Source organism: Alcanivorax sp. HI0083, from assembly GCF_001635175.1.
Window position 1 is genome coordinate 1 of record NZ_LWFX01001511.1, and the last position, 2,551, is coordinate 2,551.

The 2,551-nt window shown below is 58.6% G+C and carries 2 protein-coding genes; both read left to right on the forward strand.

The genetic code is table 11. The features are described from left to right. The coding region (locus A3754_RS28120; RefSeq protein ID WP_197468794.1) for a DNA topoisomerase at positions 1–1,614 on the forward strand (1,614 nt) is incomplete at its 5' end. A 73-nt stretch (positions 1,615–1,687) separates the two neighbouring features. Continuing rightward, the gene (locus tag A3754_RS22820) at positions 1,688–2,218 is read left to right on the forward strand and encodes a hypothetical protein (RefSeq protein WP_063521427.1); all 531 of its coding nucleotides are present in this window, start codon (positions 1,688–1,690) and stop codon (positions 2,216–2,218) included. Positions 2,219–2,551: the final 333 nt, after the last annotated feature.

Consider the following 2,551-nt stretch of genomic DNA (forward strand, 5'->3'; position numbering starts at 1 on the left):
GAAGCCATTCGTCCTTCGGATGTGCGGCGCACCTCGGATTCCCTGAAAGATATGGAGCGCGACGCCCAGCGCCTGTACGAGCTGATTCGTCGACAGTTCATCGCCTGCCAGATGCCCCCGGCGGAATATCTGAGCTCCACCCTGACGGCCACCGGCAACGGTTACGAGCTGAAAGCGAAAGGGCGCATCATGAAGTTTGATGGCTGGACCCGCATTCAGCCACCGGCGTCACGTAAGGGGCAGGAAGATACCTTGCTGCCGGATGTGAAAGAAGGCGATGTGCTGACCATCGACAATGTGGATGCCAACCAGCACTTCACCAAACCGCCAGCCCGTTTTACTGAGGCGAGCCTGGTCAAGGAACTGGAAAAGCGCGGCATTGGCCGCCCGTCTACCTACGCAGCGATCATTTCCACGATCCAGGATCGTGGTTATGTGCGTCAGGACAACCGGCGCTTCTATGCAGAAAAGATGGGTGACATCGTTACCGACCGTCTGGTGGAAAACTTCCCCAACCTGATGGATTACGGCTTCACCGCCAGCATGGAAGAAACCCTGGATGAAGTTGCTGAAGGGCTGCGAAACTGGCAGGACGTGCTCAACGAATTCTACAAGGATTTCGTCAGCAAGCTGGATGCCGCCCAGGGGGAAGGCACTGGCAAGCAGGCAGTGGGGGGGATGCGCGCCAACCTGCCTACCGACACGGATATTGAATGTCCCACCTGTGGCCGCCCAATGCAGATTCGCACCGGCTCCACCGGCGTGTTCCTGGGCTGTTCCGGCTACGGGCTACCGCCGAAAGAGCGCTGCACCGCCACCATGAATCTGCTGCCCGGTGAAGAAGCCGAAGCGGTAAAAGCGGATGACGATGACGAAGCGGAAACCAACGAACTGCGCAGCAAAAAACGGTGCCAGAAGTGTGGCACCGCCATGGAAAATTACCTGATCGACGAAAAGCGCAAGCTGCATATCTGTGGTAACAACCCGGATTGTGATGGTTATGTGGTCGAGAAGGGCGAATTCCGTATCAAGGGTTACGATGGCCCGGTACTGGAATGTGAGAAGTGCGCTAATGAGATGCAGCTGCGCACCGGCCGGTTTGGCAAGTTCTTCAAGTGCACCAATGACGAGTGCGGCAACACCCGCAAGCTGCTCAAGAGTGGCGAACCGGCTCCGCCGCGGGCTGACCCGATTCCCATGCCGCACTTGCAATGCCAGAAAGTGGATGATCATTACTTACTGCGCGATGGAGCCTCCGGCCTGTTCCTGGCCGCCAGCAAGTTCCCGAAAAACCGGGAAACGCGCCCGCCGCTGATCGAAGAAATTCAGAGCGTGGCCAAGCAGCTGGACCCGAAACACGCTTATCTGGCCGAGGCCCCTGCTGAGGATCCTGACGGCAACAAAGGGGTGCTGCGCTACAGCCGCAAGGCCAAAGAGCAGTATGTGATGAGCGAAATTGACGGCAAGGCCACTGGCTGGATGGCCTTCTACCGCGATGGCAAATGGGTCGAAGAGCAGACCAAGAAAAAAGCCCCCGCGAAGAAGAAGGCGGCCGCCAAGAAAAAAGCAGCGAAAAAGAAAGCTCCGGCCAAAAAAGCCGCCGCCAAGAAGTAATCCAGCAAGCATCACGCTTCACGCATGCAGGCGATAGCCTGCGTGTCGCGTGGTGCGTGCAGCGGAGTGATTTATGTCCAGAATGGTTCGAGACAATACTGTTAGCGGTTTACGCGAGCGGATCTACTTTGCCAACGCCCTGTTACGCCAACTGACCCACGAGCAGGTCGAGGCCGCGCCCACCGTGCGCCTGGCGTTACGCGGTGCGGTGGTGTTTCATCTGTATTCGGTGCTGGTGGGGCTGGCGCGACAATCCGGCAAGACCTTTCAGGTAGACGGTGCGGACACCTTGTTCAGCCTGGCGGCGCTGGAGCAGGCCTTTCGGGATGCGGGGGTTGAAGCCCCGGAGATCGCTATTCTGGCCCGCGCCCGTGCCGATCGGGGGGATTTAATCGCCTGGCTGGACGGGGAAATGCAGACCGCACTGGGCGCAGCAGGCCTGGCTCGCCGTCCGGCGCCGCCCAGCGAAGAGAATGCTCTCAACCTGATGGCCGAGGACCGTTACGCGCCTTTGGCCGAAGGGGATCTCCAGCGCCTTGCCGACAGTGTGACCCGGGTGGGAGAGCTGGTGGAGCATTGCATGGGCTATCTGGAAGAGTGGTGAAGGTCAAAGGTCAGGTGACAGTTGATAATGGACAGTTGGCAGTGCGCGACTGAACACTTTCATTCGCTCCAACGTAAGAGGCCGCGCCCGGAAAACGGGTGCGGCCTCTTATGTTGGAAACCAGAAGCATCGTAGGGGCGCGTAGCTGTCAACTGTCGACTATCCACTTCCAACTATTTTTTGGCCTCTTTGGGCATCGCCGTTTTTGTCTGGATCGCTATCATGGTAAACATGCTGTTGCCCGCTTTGCCGGTGCAGCCCCAGACATGTATACCGCGAGGAGCTCCATGAACGTCCGTTTACTGCCCGCCGCTTTGCTAATGGCCCTGGCCG

Excerpts from the sequence above, each read along its gene's own strand:
- A3754_RS22820 (WP_063521427.1), top strand. The coding sequence starts at position 1,688 with ATGTCCAGAATGGTTCGAGACAATACTGTTAGCGGTTTACGCGAGCGG.